This window comes from Methylotuvimicrobium alcaliphilum 20Z (genome assembly GCF_000968535.2).
Classification (GTDB): domain Bacteria; phylum Pseudomonadota; class Gammaproteobacteria; order Methylococcales; family Methylomonadaceae; genus Methylotuvimicrobium; species Methylotuvimicrobium alcaliphilum.
Map to the genome: position 1 here is coordinate 4,548,856 of NC_016112.1, position 15,697 is coordinate 4,564,552.

16 protein-coding genes are annotated in these 15,697 nt (G+C 48.2%); 5 read left to right on the plus strand and 11 right to left on the minus strand.

The window, feature by feature from the left end; all coding sequences use genetic code 11:
* Nucleotides 1–56 precede the first annotated feature (56 nt).
* From fbaA to hxlA, 7 genes are all read right to left on the minus strand, one after another.
* Nucleotides 57–1,136: a class II fructose-bisphosphate aldolase gene (fbaA, locus tag MEALZ_RS19370; RefSeq protein WP_014150352.1), complete on the minus strand. Its 1,080-nt coding sequence runs from the start codon at nucleotides 1,134–1,136 to the stop codon at nucleotides 57–59.
* Between the two features lie 130 nt (nucleotides 1,137–1,266).
* Nucleotides 1,267–2,253 carry a transaldolase gene (locus MEALZ_RS19375; RefSeq protein ID WP_014150353.1) on the minus strand — a complete coding sequence of 329 codons (987 nt, stop codon included), beginning with the start codon at nucleotides 2,251–2,253 and terminating at the stop codon, nucleotides 1,267–1,269.
* A gap of 307 nt (nucleotides 2,254–2,560) precedes the next feature.
* A complete protein-coding gene (locus MEALZ_RS22875) occupies nucleotides 2,561–2,764 on the minus strand; it encodes a hypothetical protein (protein ID WP_162472993.1) in 204 nt (67 codons plus the stop codon).
* Nucleotides 2,765–2,877: 113 nt separating this feature from the next.
* Nucleotides 2,878–3,549: a hypothetical protein gene (locus tag MEALZ_RS19380; protein ID WP_014150355.1), complete on the minus strand. Its 672-nt coding sequence runs from the start codon at nucleotides 3,547–3,549 to the stop codon at nucleotides 2,878–2,880.
* Between the two features lie 102 nt (nucleotides 3,550–3,651).
* On the minus strand, nucleotides 3,652–5,664 hold the full coding sequence (gene tkt, locus MEALZ_RS19385; RefSeq protein ID WP_014150356.1) for a transketolase: 2,013 nt from the start codon (nucleotides 5,662–5,664) through the stop codon (nucleotides 3,652–3,654).
* A 173-nt stretch (nucleotides 5,665–5,837) separates the two neighbouring features.
* Entirely contained in the window at nucleotides 5,838–6,371 is a 534-nt protein-coding gene (gene hxlB, locus MEALZ_RS23550; protein WP_014150357.1) for a 6-phospho-3-hexuloisomerase, read from the minus strand.
* A 3-nt stretch (nucleotides 6,372–6,374) separates the two neighbouring features.
* Nucleotides 6,375–7,022 (minus strand): 3-hexulose-6-phosphate synthase, encoded by a 648-nt coding sequence (hxlA, locus tag MEALZ_RS23555; RefSeq protein WP_014150358.1) that lies wholly within the window; start codon nucleotides 7,020–7,022, stop codon nucleotides 6,375–6,377.
* A gap of 384 nt (nucleotides 7,023–7,406) precedes the next feature.
* Here hxlA and MEALZ_RS19400 point away from each other — a divergent pair, with 384 nt between their 5' ends.
* Together MEALZ_RS19400 and dhaK are read left to right on the plus strand one after the other, a co-directional pair.
* The gene (locus tag MEALZ_RS19400; protein WP_014150359.1) at nucleotides 7,407–8,225 is read left to right on the plus strand and encodes an HAD-IIA family hydrolase; all 819 of its coding nucleotides are present in this window, start codon (nucleotides 7,407–7,409) and stop codon (nucleotides 8,223–8,225) included.
* Nucleotides 8,226–8,308: 83 nt separating this feature from the next.
* Nucleotides 8,309–9,298: a dihydroxyacetone kinase subunit DhaK gene (dhaK, locus tag MEALZ_RS19405; RefSeq protein WP_014150360.1), complete on the plus strand. Its 990-nt coding sequence runs from the start codon at nucleotides 8,309–8,311 to the stop codon at nucleotides 9,296–9,298.
* A gap of 3 nt (nucleotides 9,299–9,301) precedes the next feature.
* Here dhaK and dhaL read toward each other — a convergent pair whose 3' ends face one another.
* From dhaL to nudE, 3 genes are all read right to left on the minus strand, one after another.
* Nucleotides 9,302–9,931, minus strand: a complete 630-nt coding sequence (gene dhaL / locus MEALZ_RS19410) for a dihydroxyacetone kinase subunit DhaL (protein ID WP_014150361.1) — start codon at nucleotides 9,929–9,931, stop codon at nucleotides 9,302–9,304.
* A 72-nt stretch (nucleotides 9,932–10,003) separates the two neighbouring features.
* Nucleotides 10,004–10,417 (minus strand): hypothetical protein, encoded by a 414-nt coding sequence (locus MEALZ_RS19415; protein ID WP_014150362.1) that lies wholly within the window; start codon nucleotides 10,415–10,417, stop codon nucleotides 10,004–10,006.
* Nucleotides 10,418–11,013: 596 nt separating this feature from the next.
* Entirely contained in the window at nucleotides 11,014–11,562 is a 549-nt protein-coding gene (gene nudE / locus MEALZ_RS19420) for an ADP compounds hydrolase NudE (protein ID WP_014150363.1), read from the minus strand.
* A gap of 65 nt (nucleotides 11,563–11,627) precedes the next feature.
* Between nudE and yrfG the strand changes: the two genes are divergently transcribed.
* Entirely contained in the window at nucleotides 11,628–12,284 is a 657-nt protein-coding gene (gene yrfG, locus MEALZ_RS19425) for a GMP/IMP nucleotidase (protein WP_014150364.1), read from the plus strand.
* Here yrfG and MEALZ_RS19430 read toward each other — a convergent pair.
* Nucleotides 12,247–13,563 carry a DEAD/DEAH box helicase gene (locus MEALZ_RS19430; protein ID WP_014150365.1) on the minus strand — a complete coding sequence of 439 codons (1,317 nt, stop codon included), beginning with the start codon at nucleotides 13,561–13,563 and terminating at the stop codon, nucleotides 12,247–12,249. The genes yrfG and MEALZ_RS19430 overlap by 38 nt on opposite strands.
* 93 nt (nucleotides 13,564–13,656) lie before the next feature.
* Here MEALZ_RS19430 and trxA point away from each other — a divergent pair, with 93 nt between their 5' ends.
* On the plus strand, nucleotides 13,657–13,983 hold the full coding sequence (gene trxA, locus MEALZ_RS19435; RefSeq protein WP_014150366.1) for a thioredoxin TrxA: 327 nt from the start codon (nucleotides 13,657–13,659) through the stop codon (nucleotides 13,981–13,983).
* Nucleotides 13,984–14,369: 386 nt separating this feature from the next.
* On the plus strand, nucleotides 14,370–15,626 hold the full coding sequence (gene rho / locus MEALZ_RS19445; RefSeq protein ID WP_014150367.1) for a transcription termination factor Rho: 1,257 nt from the start codon (nucleotides 14,370–14,372) through the stop codon (nucleotides 15,624–15,626).
* Nucleotides 15,627–15,697 lie beyond the last annotated feature (71 nt).

Below are 15,697 nucleotides of genomic sequence, written 5' to 3' on the forward strand. Positions count from 1 at the left end.
TTTCAGGCAAATAAAAAGCCGATAAGTCATTATCGGCTTTTTAGAATGCGAGGTTATTACAACGTGTTGCTTGCGTTTAAGTCTTGGAATGCTTGTTGCAGACGAGTGACCATGCCGACTTGTCCTGCACGTTGCCAAACGCGAGGATCATAATATTTTTTATTCGGCTTGTCGTCGCCATCAGGGTTACCGATTTGGCCTTGCAAATAACCTTCGTTTTTCTTATAGAATTCCATTACGCCAGCCCAGGTTGCCCATTGAGTATCGGTGTCGATATTCATTTTAACGACGCCGTAGCTGATCGACTCTTTGATTTCCTCAGGAGAAGAACCCGATCCACCATGGAAAACGAAAGTCAGGCTATTTTCCGGCAAGCTGAATTTTTCTGAAACATATTTTTGCGAATCTCGCAAAATTGTCGGAGTCAATTTAACATTGCCCGGTTTATACACACCGTGCACGTTACCAAATGATGCGGCAATCGTGAAACGGTGGCTGATTTTGCTTAAATTCTCATAAGCATAAGCGACGTCTTCCGGCTGAGTATATAGCAGTGAGTGATCCATATCGGTATTGTCAACGCCATCTTCTTCGCCACCGGTTACACCCAATTCTATTTCCAGAGTCATATCCATTTTGGACATGCGTTCCAAATATTTACCGCATATTTCAATGTTCTCTTCCAGACTTTCCTCGGAAAGATCCAACATGTGCGAGCTGAATAACGGCTTACCTGTTTTTTCGAAATGCTTTTCGCCGGCATCCAATAAGCCATCGATCCATGGTAATAGCTTTTTCGCGGCATGGTCGGTATGCAGGATAACCGGTACACCGTAATGTTCCGCCATCAGATGAACATGCTGTGCACCGGAAATAGCGCCTAAAATCGAAGGCATTTGACCTTCTAAGTTAACGCCTTTACCGGCGAAAAAAGCCGCGCCGCCGTTGGAAAACTGAATGATAACGGGGGATTTCGCTTTAGCTGCGCTTTCAAGTACCGAGTTAATCGTATCGGTACTGATAACATTGACTGCGGGAAGCGCAAATTTGTGTTCCTTACAAAACGCAAAGACTTTTTGTACATCTTCACCGGTTACGACACCCGGTTTAACTATATCTAAAATTTTTTGTGCCATTTTGGGTTCCTATATTAAAAAACAAACCCGTTTTCGCGACAACTGCACAAAAACGGGAAAATGTATTTACGGATAAAATTATATAATTTCATGCGATTCATTCCCTGTACCGCAGTGTCGAAACTTATTCTTATCCTTCTAAGGATGCCAAACGCTCAGCCAACAGTTTTTCCAAAGTTTCGAGCGCTTTAGTGAATCCATCGATACCTTCGGATAATTTATCCGTCGCCATTCTGTTATCTGCATGCATACTTTCGAAAGTTGCTTTATCGATAGTGATTTTTTCAATCGCTTGTTCAGCAGCTTTTGCAGGGTCGAGTTTGCGAGGCAAATCGCCTTCGGTTGATTGCAGTTCACCCAGCAGCGAAGGCGAGATCGTTAATAAATCGCAGCCCGCCAATTCGGTGATTTCCCCGATATTACGGAAACTCGCGCCCATAACTTCAGTTTTATAACCAAATTTTTTGTAGTAGTTGTAAACGGTCGTAACCGAAACAACACCCGGATCTTCTGCTGGTGGATAAGAGTCGCGTCCAGTATCTTTTTTATACCAGTCCAGAATACGTCCGACGAATGGAGAAATCAGTGTAATACCCGCTTCAGCGCAAGCGATCGCTTGATGCAATCCGAATAATAAAGTCAGGTTACAATGAATACCTTCTTTTTCGAGAACTTCCGCTGCTTTAATGCCTTCCCAAGTCGACGCGATTTTGATCAGGATTCGCTCTTTTGAAATGCCTTTGGCTTCGTATTGTGCAATGATTTCACGACCCTTGGCAATTGTTGCTTCGGTATCGTAAGACAGTCTGGCATCGACTTCTGTCGATACGCGGCCAGGGATGATATCGAGAATTTTCAACCCGAATGACACGGCCAATCGGTCGAACGCTAAAGTCACGACTTCGGCAGCGGAAGCGCCTGCTCCTAATGTGGCTCTTGCGCCTTTCAGCGTATCGTCGACGATGTCCTGATATTGAGGCATTTGAGCCGCTGCCGTAATCAACGAAGGGTTAGTTGTCGCATCCCTTGGTTTGTAAGTTTCAATTGCTTGAAGGTCGCCGGTATCCGCGACAACGACGGTCATTTCCCGAAGTTGTTCAAGTAAATTTTTTGCCATTTTGTGCACCTTTATTTGCTGTTGTATTAATCTTTATGCTTCCAGGCTATCTTACCGTGTCAATTCATTTATCGGTAACTCATGCCGGGAAGTGAAATGCCAATTAAAGCGATATACCCATCGTAGGATCATAATTCGGTTCCGAGACCCGTTCAAAGGCCTAGCGCCTAAATTATCCAAAACGATTAACCAAAGGCCTATGGAATTTAGGTAGTGGGTGAACACGCCCCTGAAGGCTTTATGCCAAGCACCCCGCCGCCTTAAGCATCACCGAAAATTGCAATGCTAAAGGTATATGCGAACCGCTTTAATTAAGTTGTTTGGATTCGGTTCCTAACTCGTCAAACGATCGAGCATAGCTTTGATGTTTTATGTAATCATTCGATTGCATTTCGTTATCACCCACATGCCCGTATTGGTCCATCGTGATTCGAAACAGCAATCGATCGATACCGGCCTGCATCAACATAAAGTCATCTAGCAAGCCGGTAATCTCTCTAGAAAATATCAAATGCCGGTTAATTATTTCATCCGTGTCGATGAAACAGCGGCCTCAAGCCTTCTGTGTTTATCCGGCAGGCAAACATCAATTGTTTGCTCTTTATCCATTAGCGCTCTTCGATTTTAGCCTTTAGTACGAAGATATTTTGACACGCCGGTTTCCGATTCCAGTTCTTTCTTTTCCAAATATTTATCGACGCCAGTAGCTGCAACTTTTTCTTGTACCGAAGCCGCTTGTTTTTCCAAATATTTAGCGACACCAGTTACGGCAGAACCTTCAAGTTTGCTCAGGTATCTTGCAACACCGGTTGTTCCACTATTCTCTTGATAATAAGCCGATGTGCTCGCACTTGATTTAGCCGCACCCGAACCTCTTCTAAACAACACAAAACCGATAGCGGCCAATACGGCGACTAGGATTACTAGAGTGTTATCCGATTTCGCTTCTTGAGTCGCCGATTCGGCACTCGCGACTTCAGCACTTGAGCTCGCAGAAGACGAGCTTGATTTGGTACTTGGAGCCGCTACTTTTGGCGTTGTATGCTTATATTCACTATCTTGATAAACCACTTTCGGTTCGAAATTGGTTGCAGGATATTGTGGGTCAGGCTCTGTCGTTTTGGCAGTAGCTTCTGCCTTGGCAGGCTGTTTCTCTGTATTGGCGATATAGTCGGCATCCTGATATTGAACCTGTGGTTTAAAATCAGATGCCGGATATTTATCTTCAGCACCTGCTATCGGGCTGGATAGTAGCAAGGATGCCAAAGCACCCATGGTAATAGTATTCACTTTCACGTTGTTCCCCTTTCTGCTGTAGGAAGCGGAAAAGCCATCCGGTACTAACGCATTTCCGAATAACTTTTCGCTCTGTGTAATGTTAATTGTTAAAGTTAATTATTAAAGCAGAGCTTCGACGTGTTTGACGACATTGTCAACGGTGAAGCCGAACTCTTTGAACAGCGCGCCGGCCGGTGCCGATTCGCCGAAACGATCCATTCCGATGACGCAACCTTGTGTACCCGCGTATTTCCACCAGCTGTCGGTCACGCCCGCTTCAATTACGACGCGTTTTGTCACCGATGACGGCAGCACCGACTCACGGTAGGCTTCGTCCTGCGCATCGAATACGTTGGTCGATGGCATCGAGACGACCCGCACTTTTTTGCCTTTGCCGCTCAACTCGTCTGCCGCTTTCACCGCCAATTCGACTTCCGAGCCCGTCGCAATCAGGATCACGTCCGGCTGACCTTCGCTGTCTTTCAGAATGTAGCCGCCTTTGTTGATCGCTTCGATCTGCGCCGGCGTCCGCGCAATGTGCGCTAGGTTTTGCCGTGAGAAGATCAGACAACTCGGTCCATCGTTTCGTTCAATCGCCGCTTTCCACGACACCGCCGATTCCACAGCATCACATGGACGCCACACTTGCATGTTTGGAATCATCCGCAAGGTCGCGGTTTGTTCGATCGGTTGATGGGTCGGGCCGTCTTCGCCTAAGCCGATCGAGTCGTGCGTGTATACGAAGATGGTCGGGATTTTCATCAACGACGCCATCCGCAAGGCATTCCGCGCATATTCGGAGAACATCAGGAAGGTCGCGCCGTACGGCTTGAAGCCGCCATGCAGGGTGATGCCGTTCATGATCGCCGACATGCCGAATTCACGGACGCCGTAGTAGACGTAGTTGCCGTCATGTCCCGGGGCGTTGACGTCTTTGCAACCCGACCACAGGGTCAAGTTGGAGCCTGCCAAGTCCGCCGAGCCGCCCATCAGTTCGGGCAGTAACGGTCCGAATCCGTTCAGGGTGTTTTGTGAGGCTTTGCGGCTAGCGATGGTTTCGCCTTTCGCGTCGACCGCAGCAATGAAGGCGTTCGCTTTTTCCGACCAGTCGCTCGGCAGCTGTCCGCTCATGCGGCGTTCGAATTCGGCCGCCAGTTCCGGATGCGCTGCTTGGTATTTCGCGAATTTGTCGTTCCACTCCGCTTCTTGACGCGCGCCTTTGTCTTTCGCATCCCAACCCGCGTAAATATCCGCCGGGATTTCGAAAGGTGCATGCGGCCAACCGATGCGTTCGCGGGTTGCCGTGATTTCGGCTTCGCCTAATGCCGCTCCATGACATTCTTCTTTGCCTTCTTTATTCGGCGAGCCCCAGCCAATGATGGTTTGGCAGCAGATCAAGGTCGGCCGATCAGTGACGCTACGCGCTTCTTCCAAGGCTTTTTTGACGGCTTCAGGGTTATGGCCGTCTACTTTCGGGATGACGTGCCAGCCGTAGGCTTCGAAGCGTTTCGGCGTGTCGTCCAGGAACCAGCCCGGCGTGTCGCCGTGACCGCGGACTTCGCCGTCGATCGAGATGTTGTTGTCGTCGTAGACGGCAATCAGTTTGCCCAGTTTCATCGAGCCGGCCAATGAGCAGGCTTCATGCGAGATGCCTTCCATTAAACAGCCGTCGCCCAGGAAGGCGTAGGTGTAATGGTCGACGATTTCGTGTCCGGGACGGTTAAATTGACCCGCTAGTGCGCGTTCGGCTATCGCAAAGCCCACGGCATTGGTGATGCCTTGACCTAATGGTCCGGTCGTCGTTTCGACGCCCGGCGCATAGCCGTATTCCGGATGACCCGGGGTTTTTGAATGCAGTTGACGGAATTGTTTCAGTTCGTCGATCGGCAGCTGGTAACCTGTCAGATGCAGTAACGAGTACAGCAGCATCGAGCCGTGGCCGTTAGACAGTACGAAGCGGTCTCGGTTGGCCCAGTTCGGGTTAGTCGGGTTATGCTGCAGGAAGTCGTTCCATAACACCTCGGCGATATCCGCCATCCCCATCGGTGCGCCCGGGTGTCCGGAGTTGGCTTTTTGGACGGCATCCATGCTCAAAGCGCGTATGGCGTTCGCTAAGTCTCGGCGCGAAGGCATATTCTTCTCCTTTGTCAATTCGGTAAGTTACAACGGTGACTCGTTTCGGTAAAGCCTTGCGGCTCGGTCACTTCTTTTGTTGTGTTGGAATTCGGTTGGAACGAGTGACAGGTCGCCACTCGTTCGGTTCGGCTTTCGGTTTGTTCCAGCGGCGCGGATCGCTCCGCCTAGAATCATTCCAGGTTCGCGTGCCGCGATCTCATTTCTTCTTCCGGAATGCCTTTCTCATGAATGATATGTGAGATGATCGCTTCCAGGAAGAACAGCGTCGATAGTTCGAATACGGTACCCATCGGCATGCCTTTCACTTTGCCATACAGCTCCGATGTCCCAACCTGGAACACCGCATCCGCGAGGTCGCCTATCGTCGAATCGCTTTTCGCCGAGATCAACAGGATTTTAGCGCCGATTTCTTTCGCTCTCTTGGTGAACGCGATCAATTGTTCGGTTTCGCCAGAGCCTGAAATAATGATCAGCAGGTCGCCCGCCTTGATGCTCGGCGTGACGATTTCGCCAACTACGCTGACATCGTAGCCGCTATGCATCAAGCGCATCGCAAAAAAACGACCGATCAAGCCCGACCGACCCGCGCCCGATACGAACACACGTTTCGCTTGATCGAGTAGGGTGGTCAGTTTTTGATCATAACTGTCGTCGGTCGCCGCCAGAATACCGGATATTTTGTCAATGATCAGTTGCTGATGCATGACTTATGCACTCGCTGCATCAACCAGTTGACGGATTTCGCGTGCCGCTTCCGCCGGGGATGGCGCACCATAAATCGCCGCACCAACTACGATGATGCTCGCGCCGCTAGCAACCACTTGTTGTACGGTCGCTTGTTTGATACCGCCGGCTACCGATACGCGTACGTTCAGGCCAAGATCGGCAATCGCTTGCAGGTCGGCAAATGGCGTTTGGCCCGCTGCTTGTGCGTCCAAGCCCGTGTGTACACCGACGATTTGTGCGCCCAGTTTCGCAGATTCGCGTGCGCATTCGACTTTGTCAGGCACGTTGATCAGGTCGACTTGCACTTCGGCATTGTGCGCGCGCGCCGCTTTGATCACACCACCAATAGTGGCCAGACCCGATACGCCCAACACGGTGCAGATGTCCGCGCCCGCCGCATAGAACGGCGTCGCTTCGTATTCGCCGGCATCCATCGTTTTCAGGTCAACCAACAACAGTTGGTCCGGGAAACGTTGTCTCAGTTCTTTCACTAAGCCAACCCCGTTGTGTTTGATGCATGGGGTGCCAATCTCAAAAATATCTACATACGGTGCCACTTGCTCGGCAAGCGCAACGGTTTGATCGAAATCCAATGAGTCCAACGCCATTTGTATTAATGGTCTTGCCATGTTTCTTCTCCGATAGTTACGGTTTATTGTTGTTTAATGAAAAAATCATAATTAACGATCAGGCCCTAAACCACCATAATTCCCTTTATGAAGCGGAAAATTGGTGCCTAAATCGATTTTAATCGAGTCTATTTTTTACCCTGAACGGGGAACTCTAACCAGAATGCGAGCGGTTGTCAATTTCGCCGACTCAAAGGTCGCCAGATCTACACTACTAGCGGATGGTAAAAATTATGCGCGAAACAATTACTTAAATCAAACTTGCTCTTTGCTAACGCCTCAATGTACTTTAGGATTTCGCGACAAATAACTTCCGAGAATTATGAGTTTTATCGAGGGTTCGGCCTCCTTTTTCTATTTATCAACCTTAAAAAGCAATAAATTATGACACCTTTTTCCGATATTCAGGCACTGATCATCGACATGGATGGCGTTTTATGGCATGGCTCCCAACCGCTTCCGGGGCTTATTGATTTTTTTGACACATTGCGCGCCAAACATTTACGTTTCATTTTAGCGACTAACAACGCAACACTCACTGCCGAACAATATGTCACAAAATTAGCCGGAATGGGGGTCCGCATTGGCACCGAACAAATACTGACATCGGCAATGGCTACCGCCTCCTATTTATCGCGGGAGGTAGACCCGGCCACTAGTCGCGTCTTCGTAATTGGCGAAGAAGGAGCGCGCGCACCGCTTCTCGAACAGGGATTTACTTTAACCGATACTTTCGACCCGGTTAATACTCAAACAAATGCCGACATCGTGGTTTGCGGACTGGATCGAACGCTCACCTGGCAAAAATTGGCCAACGCGACTTACACCCTCCATGCCGGCGCAAAATTCATCGGCACCAATGCCGATACTTCATTACCGACCGAACAGGGTATGACGATCGGCAATGGCGCCATTTTAGCGGCCTTACAAGCCGCCACCGGAGTTAAACCGATTACCATCGGCAAACCCGAGCCGATCATGTACCGACAAGCCATGGCCTTGCTTGACACCGATACAAACAAAACCATTGCAATCGGCGACCGGCTCGATACCGATATTCTCGGTGCTGTAAGAGCCGATATCCGCAGTTTAATGGTACTGACCGGCGTGTCTTCCGAAGAAGATTTAAAAGTTTCCGATTTCCAGCCTACTTGGGTCATGCAAGACATCCGGGCGATTACCCAGGCCTTGCAAAAAACTTAATCATCCTATGGGCAGGCAGTCGATTTGCCAGGCATCGTACCAAGGTCTACCCTTTATCAAATTATTACGTAGGAGTACCGAACATGAAAAAATTTATCAATAGCGTCGACACTCTGCTCGACGAAAGCTTGTCCGGCTTTGCCATGGCTCATGCCGATATCGTCAATTTTAATAAAGAACCCCACTTCATCAGCCGATTGGCTCCGACACAATCCGGTAAAGTCGCGCTCATTTCCGGCGGCGGCTCCGGTCACGAACCCTTGCATTCGGGCTTTGTCGGTCACGGCATGCTCGATGCAGCTTGTCCTGGGCAAATATTCACTTCGCCAACACCGGATCAAATGATGGCCGCGGCACAAGCGGTCGAAAACGGAGGAGGTGTATTGTTTATTGTTAAAAACTATGCGGGCGATGTTATGAATTTCGAAATGGCCGCCGAAATGATCGATTGCTCGAATGCGACTGTCTTGGTGAACGATGACGTTTCACTGCCGAAAAATCACAGTACCGGACGCCGGGGCGTCGCCGGAACACTGATTGTTGAAAAAATTGTCGGCGCGGCTGCCGAAAACGGCAAAGACTTAGCCGCCTGTAAAGCCTTGGGTGAAAGAGCGAACGAAGCAACCGCGTCAATGGGGGTGGCAATGACGAGCTGCACCGTACCGGCGCTTGGCAAACCGACATTTAACCTCAATGATGATGAAATCGAAATGGGCGTCGGTATTCATGGCGAAAGAGGGCATGAATCGATGCCGTTCAAATCCGCTACGGAGATCGTCGAGCAACTGTCGACAGCAATTGAAGAGGAATTGAAACCCAAAAAAAATCAACCGGTACTGTTGCATATCAACGGCTTTGGAGCAACGCCGCTGATCGAGCTACATTTAATTTACAACTTAGCGGCCCAGTTTTGGCAAAAACGCGGCGTGGATATCCGGCGCTCACTGGTCGGCAACTATACGACTTCACTTGACATGGCAGGCTGTTCCATCACCTTAACCTTGCTTGATGAAGAGTTATTGAAGCTTTGGGATGCGCCTGTCCATACTGCGGCATTACGCTGGGGCATGTAACCTTTATTTGGCTAGCACCGTTGCTATCGCGCAAATCATCAGTTCCGCAGTTTTCGCTCCGGCGTCTATATGCCCTCGCGTGCGTTCGCCTAAAAACGATGCTCGGCCCTTGGTCGCCAACATATCGCGAGTCGCCTCCATACCCTGATTAGCGGTATCGCAAACCTGCTCTAATATTTCCGTCCATGGGGTCGAATTGACTTCCGCTTGTTTCAGGTAATCGGCTACCGGTATATAAACATCGAGCATCGTTTTCTCGCCGGCATCTGCCTTGCCTCTCCGCTTAACCGCTTCGACACCTTGCGCGAAAGCTTCGGCGAAAGTCGATACACTCAACTCTTGCCCCTTAGCCGCTTTACTCATTGCGATGAATAGCGTTCCATAAAGAGACCCCGACGCACCTCCTATTGCCGACATCGATACCATGCCGATGCTCTGCAAGGCATCGGCCCAATCGAGCGCCGATATTTCCCCTTCTTTTGCTTTTAAAGCCTTAATACCGCGTTGTAAATTCGTGACATGATCACCGTCGCCAATTGCTTGATCCAATTCGGTAACTGATTCTGAGTTTTGCTTGATGACGGCATCCACAGCATCGATCATTGCCGGGAATAATTTAGGAAATAAGGACATGGCGAACTCCTTGACACAGTGTTGAAGGCTCGAGCATAGCCTCCAACAAGCCGATCTGTCCAGTACCGTTAATCAGCCCAATGTCAACATTACCGCAAATGAACCGCCCAAAGCGATACTGCATACCACTTTCGATTTTTTAATCATTGGCGATGTTTGCCAAGTATTTTGCAATTGAGCTTTTTGTTCGAAGCACCAAGCAGGAACGGTTTCTTTAGCCTGGCGCCACAAATCGACGATATAGTTAAAAATAACCACCGCCATGATTGCACCAATGCCCAACATCAAATAAAACACGATAATCTCGGTGGTTCTTGGATCGGTATCAAATGTCAATGAAATGATTTCATCCAACATAAATTCTATGAAAACATAGATGTGTTTAACGACCCATACGACCGCATGGATCAATTCCAACGGCATTTTAACGCTCAACAACATAATAGAAAAAAAGATCAACAAGTTGATTGTGCTGAATGCTTTCATATCGATTTTCTCCTGATTCAACGTAATAGACTTCGGCCAAAACCGTCTAAAAGCCTTGCGACCCGACAGAATTAGGATGATTAGTAAACTTAGGAACGAGCATGAAATAACTTCGACAAATGCTGAAAGGGGGGTCGGTGACTCGATTGACAGACGTCGGCGGCAGGGATAGCCGCCGTCGAGCCTACATGGATGTATTCACGGCGTCCTGTCAAGCGAGTCGCCGAACCACCACAATGCCTAAAACTTGTAGAAGTAAATTTGTGCATATTCCTTAGGAAATTTCTTTTGTACTTGACTATATCAACAGTAGCTTTCAATAAGCTTGCATTGATCCTAAAAAAAGCAGTTGGTATATGTTGTAGATCGTTCGTGCTAAGCAAAGTCGAAGCATGAACGGTCTACAACACTTTTACAGGCTTAGTGCAGCCTCAAACTACCCTTCACCCATCGACAGGGCTCTCCTGTGAGTAGCCGAAGGGCTCAAGGCGAACGGTAGTTTGAGGCACTCAACTGCTTTTTTAGGTTGATCCTTTTGCTAATCAAAATTCAGCACCGCGGTGTCATGCGAGTCAAAAAGCTTGGTTGCTTGTCTATTACGAACCCTTAAGATGATTCAATGTCATAAACAACGCCGCAATCGACCGGGCTTCGGTACACTCGCCGGTTGCAATCAACCCTCCAATATCGTCAATTTTCCAGGGCACGACTTCGAGCTCCTCGGGTTCGTCGCCCTGCAATTTTTCCTCATAAAGATCCGTGGCAATAATAATCTCGGTCATGTGCTCGAGATAAGCGGGCGCGATTGAAAACGAACTCAAATGATAGAGGGTTCTAGCCCCAAAACCGACTTCCTCCTTGAGTTCACGGTTTGCTGCTTCGATAAAAGTTTCTCCGGCGTCGGTTTTACCTTTAGGCAAACCCAACTCGTAACGATGAACGCCGGCAGCATATTCACGAACCAATAAGACCGTTTCGTTATCCAAAAGCGGTACAATTAACACCGCACCTCCAGGCCTTCCTCGGGCCAGGCGTTCGAAATTACGTTGTTCGCCATTGCTAAACTCGATGTCGAGCGATTCGATACGGAATAACCGGCTTTCGGCGATCACGGTTTTATTGAGAAGTGTCGGTTTTTCGCGCATTATTGGCTATATTTATAACTGATGATTAATAAATATAACCCACTTCTTTTGATAAATTGAAAAAAATGATCGATTGGAAAAAAATTGATACTGTTTTACTCGACATGGACGGCACGTTGTTGGATTTGAATTTCGACAATCATTTCTGGCTGGAATTCGTGCCTTTGAAATTCGCCGAAAAAACCGGCGTCTCGGTTGAGACGGCCAAATATCAATTGGAACCCCGCTTCAAAAGCATGGAAGGAAAGCTGGAATGGTATTGCCTGGATTATTGGAGCGAAGTCTTGGAGTTGGATATTGCCGGTCTCAAAGCCGAAATAGCGGGATTGATCGCAGTCTTGCCGCATGTCACCGAATTTCTCGAAAAAGTCAGGCAATCATCGAAAAATCTTTTTTTGGTGACCAACGCGCACAGAAGCAGCTTGGACCTGAAAATGGAAAAAACCTGTTTGCAGCCGTTTTTCGACGCTATCATCTGCTCGCATGATTTCGGCTTTCCTAAGGAACAGCCGGGGTTTTGGCGTTTACTGGAAAACCATCAATCGTTCGACAAACAACGCACGCTATTAGTCGATGACAGCCTGGCGGTCTTGAATTCGGCCAGGCAATACGGCATCAATTATTTGATATCGGTCAGTAAACCGGACAGCACTCGTTCGAAAAGACTGATAGACGAGTTTCCGGCTATTGAGGATTTTCGGGAGTTGATGCTGGGTTTGTAGCGGCTTGAGAAGACTTATTTCGCTGCACCGGCTTTTTTTTCGGTTTTTCCGGATACTTACCTTGATTATTACGTGCAGGCTTCTGCGGATGAGGCTTGCGCTCAGGCTTGACGACTTCAGGCAGCAAATCGGCCGTTATCGGTTGAATCGGCACTTTTTGACCGATATAAGTTTCAATGTCCGGCATCGAATAGGCGTATTCCTCGCAAATAAAACTGATCGCTTCGCCGCTGGCGCCGAAACGTGCGGTTCTGCCGATTCGGTGGACATAATCCTCGACTTCCTGAGGCAGATCGTAATTGATCACATGCGACACGTCGGCGATATGCAGCCCGCGCGCCGCAACATCGGTCGCGATCATCAGCCTAATTTTGTTTTCCTGGAAATCAGTCAATAGCCGCTGACGTTTTTCCTGAGGGACATCGCCGCTCAAAACAGCGGTGACGAAACCATTAGCATTCAGATAGTCGTTAAGCCGTTCGGCACAACGTTTGGTGTTGACGAAAATAATGCTGCGTTGCGGCGCATATTTTTTCAGTACACCCAACAATAGCGGAATTTTCTGTTCATTGGACGGACAAAACGCACTTTGCTGAATGGCCTTGGAGGTGACTTCTTCCGTCTCGATTTTGATGAGTACCGGCTGATTCATATGCTCGTAAGCCAGCTCAGTCACTTTGTAGGATAAAGTTGCCGAAAACAACATATTCAATCGCTTATCGGCCGGCGGCATCCTTCTTAACAGAAATCGAATATCCTTGATGAACCCTAAATCGAACATCCGGTCGGCTTCATCGAGCACCATTACTTGCACGTTATCCAACGTAAAAGCTCCTTGCCGATAAAAGTCGATAATACGGCCCGGTGTGCCGATAATAATATCGACATTGGACTTGATCGTATCCATTTGTTTTTTATAATCGGTGCCACCGTATATCAGCGCTAGCTTAAGATTCAAATATTTGCCCAACTGTAAGGCATCTTTATGAATCTGAATAGCAAGCTCCCGGGTTGGCGCTAAAATAACCGCCCTGGGGTTTTTGATCTTTTCACTTTCGTCGTTGATTAAGCGCTGAAAAGTAGCCAGTAAAAAGGTTGCTGTTTTGCCGGTCCCGGTTTGAGCTTGCCCGGCGATATCCTTATCTCTTAATGACAAAGGCAACGAACGATCCTGTATTGGAGTACAATGCGTAAAGCCGGCCTCGGTCAGTCCGCGCAATATCGAATCGGATAACTCCAAATTGCTGAATCGGGTTTGAGTAAGATGCGTTGTATTCATAGCCCTATAGCATAACTTAAAAAAGCTGAAAGTGATTGACAAAATAACGCCGGCACTCCTATAGTCACAATTTTAGCAATTTTGGAGAATAGCGTGAGTGAGTCAGTCCTTCATGTAACTGATGGTGAATTTAACGAAACCGTACTGAAAGCAGGCGGTCCTGTGCTAGTTGACTATTGGGCTGAATGGTGCGGACCTTGCCGGATGATCGCACCGGTTCTGGATGAAATCGCCAAGGAATATGCCGGTCGCTTGACTGTCGTCAAAGTCAATATCGATGAAAACCCGCAAACGCCACAGCATTACGGCGTGCGAGGCATACCGACTCTAATGCTGTTTAAAGACGGCGAAGTGGAGGCGACTAAAGTTGGCGCCTTGACTAAATCGCAACTAGCCGATTTCATCGATAACAATATTTAGGAACGTGCATTTTATTAAGTAATTCAACCGACAGGTCTTTTTGTCCGTCTTCTGCGTCAGCTACATCAATGTAGGCAAAGAGCGTCAGCAGGAGCTGAGGCTTTGCGCAAACAGTTACATAGCTTAACGCCTGTTTGCGCGCCTTGAATACGAACAAAAATCCTGCATCAGTTGCCTAACTTATTTCGTACCTGTTCATTATTAGTCCAGCGAACTCGGGGTTGTCGTAATTTATTTGGACGACCCCGACTATTTTGATATATAATCGCGCTGCTTTTTTCGGCATCTTCCTTACCCGTCTATGGGTAAAATCCAAAAATTTTACCATTCCTTTGTTTTTACGGCCGTTCGCCGTGCTTATCATTCCTTCGAGTTCCCGTTAATCTATGAATCTAACCGAGTTAAAACTAAAACAAGTCAGCGAACTTATTGATATTGCGGAGTCATTGGGGCTCGAAAATGTCGCCAGAACACGCAAACAAGATCTCATTTTCGCCATTTTAAAAAAACAAGCCAAAAGCGGCGAGGACATATACGGCGATGGTGTATTGGAAATTTTACAAGATGGCTTCGGTTTTCTTCGCACACCCGGCTGCTCTTATCTAGCCGGCCCCGACGATATCTACGTTTCACCCAGCCAAATAAGACGCTTTAACCTACGCACCGGCGACACGGTCAGCGGCAAAATTCGCCCGCCGAAGGAATCGGAACGTTACTTCGCGATGCTCAAAGTTCAAAACATTAACTTCGAAGCGCCCGAAAATACCAAAAACAAGATTCTCTTTACCAACCTCACCCCCCTGTTTCCGAACGTACGCTTCACATTAGAAAAAGGTAATGGCACCAGTGAGGACTTGACGGGCCGCATTATCGATCTGATCGCACCGATCGGCAAGGGACAACGCGGCTTGATCGTTTCGCCGCCGAAAGCCGGTAAAACGATGATCATGCAAAGCTTGGCCCATTCCATCGCCGAAAAAAATCCCGAATGTTATCTGATCGTCTTATTGATCGACGAACGCCCTGAAGAGGTGACCGAAATGGAACGTTGCGTACGCGGCGAGGTTATTTCCAGCACGTTCGACGAACCCGCAACACGACATGTGCAAGTAGCCGACATGGTAATCGAAAAAGCGCGAAGACTGGTCGAGCATAAACACGATGTAGTCATTCTGTTAGATTCGATCACTCGATTAGCACGCGCATTCAATACTGTTGTGCCTTCTTCCGGCAAGGTATTAACCGGCGGTGTCGACGCGAATGCCTTGGAAAAGCCCAAACGCTTCTTTGGCGCCGCAAGAAATATCGAGGAAGGAGGGAGCCTTACGATCATTGCAACCGCATTGATCGATACCGGCTCGAGAATGGATGATGTGATTTACGAGGAATTCAAAGGTACCGGCAACATGGAATTGCACCTAGACCGCAAATTAGCCGAGAAACGGATTTATCCGGCGATCAATATCAATCGTTCCGGCACACGTCGAGAAGAGTACCTGGTCGACTCTGAAGAATTGCAAAAAACTTGGATATTGCGGAAAATTCTACAACCGATGGATGAAATGGCGGCTTCCGAGTTCTTATTGGGCAAACTCAAGGACTTCAAGACTAATTCCGAATTTTTCGATTCGATGAAGCGTTAATTTTTAGCGCAATAGCACGCAAATAACGCGCTTTTGACGAATCGCGACACCGTTTGATGGATTGGCTCCTA

Bases quoted from the DNA above. Each gene is read 5' to 3' on its own strand.
- MEALZ_RS19375 (WP_014150353.1), bottom strand. From the start codon at position 2,253: ATGGCAAAAAATTTACTTGAACAACTTCGGGAAATGACCGTCGTTGTC.
- MEALZ_RS19400 (WP_014150359.1), top strand. From the start codon at position 7,407: ATGACACCTTTTTCCGATATTCAGGCACTGATCATCGACATGGATGGC.
- MEALZ_RS19415 (WP_014150362.1), bottom strand. From the start codon at position 10,417: ATGAAAGCATTCAGCACAATCAACTTGTTGATCTTTTTTTCTATTATG.
- dhaK (WP_014150360.1), top strand. From the start codon at position 8,309: ATGAAAAAATTTATCAATAGCGTCGACACTCTGCTCGACGAAAGCTTG.
- hxlB (WP_014150357.1), bottom strand. From the start codon at position 6,371: ATGCATCAGCAACTGATCATTGACAAAATATCCGGTATTCTGGCGGCG.
- rho (WP_014150367.1), top strand. From the start codon at position 14,370: ATGAATCTAACCGAGTTAAAACTAAAACAAGTCAGCGAACTTATTGAT.
- nudE (WP_014150363.1), bottom strand. From the start codon at position 11,562: ATGCGCGAAAAACCGACACTTCTCAATAAAACCGTGATCGCCGAAAGC.
- MEALZ_RS19430 (WP_014150365.1), bottom strand. From the start codon at position 13,563: ATGAATACAACGCATCTTACTCAAACCCGATTCAGCAATTTGGAGTTA.
- yrfG (WP_014150364.1), top strand. From the start codon at position 11,628: ATGATCGATTGGAAAAAAATTGATACTGTTTTACTCGACATGGACGGC.
- tkt (WP_014150356.1), bottom strand. From the start codon at position 5,664: ATGCCTTCGCGCCGAGACTTAGCGAACGCCATACGCGCTTTGAGCATG.
- fbaA (WP_014150352.1), bottom strand. From the start codon at position 1,136: ATGGCACAAAAAATTTTAGATATAGTTAAACCGGGTGTCGTAACCGGT.
- hxlA (WP_014150358.1), bottom strand. From the start codon at position 7,022: ATGGCAAGACCATTAATACAAATGGCGTTGGACTCATTGGATTTCGAT.
- dhaL (WP_014150361.1), bottom strand. From the start codon at position 9,931: ATGTCCTTATTTCCTAAATTATTCCCGGCAATGATCGATGCTGTGGAT.